The 1542-nt window shown below is 66.4% G+C and carries 1 protein-coding gene; it reads left to right on the forward strand.

Translation table 11 applies throughout. The annotated features are described in order from the left end of the window. The first annotated feature begins 63 nt into the window (after positions 1-63). Entirely contained in the window at positions 64-1161 is a 1098-nt protein-coding gene (locus tag P3L18_RS28050) for an isochorismate synthase (protein WP_276115990.1), read from the forward strand. The last annotated feature ends 381 nt before the right edge of the window (positions 1162-1542 follow it).

A 1542-nucleotide genomic window follows, 5' to 3' on the forward strand; every position in this document is an offset into this window, starting at 1 on the left:
GAACAGATCCTAGAAAAAGCCAACCGTCCAACAACTTCAAACTCGCGCCACTAGGTTGGTCGAGTGAGCGGCGAACGTGTGGAAGATGAGGGAACGGGGCCTGCTCCGTTCGTGTTGTCGCGCCCGCACGGGGTGGTTCGCGCCGAGGGCGTCGCGCGACGGTTCACCGCGGTCTCCGACGCCGTCGACGCGCTGCGATCCGGTGCGGTGGAGTCGGTGGTCGGTGCGCTCCCGTTCGACCCCGCCGATCCGGCCGCGCTGTTCGCACCCACGCGGCTATATCGGGAACAGGCGCTCGGTGGGCGCGCCCCCGTCCGTCATTCACTGGCCCAACTCGTCGAGATCCCCGACGCCGCCACACATCGGGAGCGGGTACGCCGTGCGGTGGCCGCCATCGATGCCGGCGTCCTCGACAAGGTGGTGCTCGCGAGAACCGTTGGTGCGGTGCTCGATTCACCGGTCGGGATCGATGAACTCCTCGGCGCGCTGGCGCACGGCAACTCCGAGCACAATGCGTTCGCGGTCGACAGCGGCCACTCGTGGCTCCTCGGCGCGAGCCCGGAGTTGTTGCTGCACAAGAGCGGTCGCGAGGTGACCTGCCATCCGTATGCAGGTTCGGCTCCACGCTCGTCGGACCCGGATGCCGATCGCGAGGCCCGGGAGAAGCTCGCCGCGTCGGGAAAAGATCATCGCGAGCACGCGTTCGTCGTCGAGCATCTGCGCGAACGATTGGCGCCGATCAGCGACGAACTCTCCGTCGCGACCCGACCTCACTTGCTTTCCACCGGCGAGATGTGGCACCTGGCCACCCCGATACGCGCCCACCTCACCGATCCGGATGTCGGCGCACTCGACCTGGCCCTCACCCTGAGCCCCACCCCCGCGGTGTGCGGGACACCGACCGAGGCTGCGGCACAGTTCATTCGGAATCACGAGGAACCACGCGGACTCTACGCCGGCGCCGTCGGCTGGGCCGACGCGCGTGGCGACGGTGAGTGGATGGTCACCATTCGTTGCCTCGAACTCGACGCCGACCGACAAACCTTTCGCACGTGGGCCGGCGGCGGTATCGTCGCCGACTCCGATCCCGATGCCGAACTCGCCGAGACCACCGCCAAACTGCAAACGGTGTTGCGGGCGTTGGGAATCGACAACCACTGATCAGCAGGCCACCTCCCCCGGTGGTCGAAGCTTGCTCGAGTATCCCCCCAAATCGATGGTCCATGCGCACCCCCGCACCCGGACATCCCCACCGCATCGACGATCCAGGCCCCCGCACTCAGCATCCCCTCCCAATCGATGGTCGAGGTGCACGGCGCCCCAGGCGCCGCGCCTCGAGACCCGGCGAGATGACAGGTATCGCAACCACATCCATCGACTACAGCGAAAACCGCGTCCCTACCACACCCCACCGACAGAAAGCTGGCGCCGAAACACGTTGTCCACAAGCAGAATTGATCAAACCACCCCTTGCATCGAACACCCTGGGCTCTCCTGACCTTTCTATGGGCGTCCCACCGCATCCCACCGCGTGCCTAACGC

Origin of the sequence: Gordonia sp. N1V (assembly GCF_029269935.1) — a bacterium.
GTDB lineage: Bacteria > Actinomycetota > Actinomycetes > Mycobacteriales > Mycobacteriaceae > Gordonia > Gordonia polyisoprenivorans.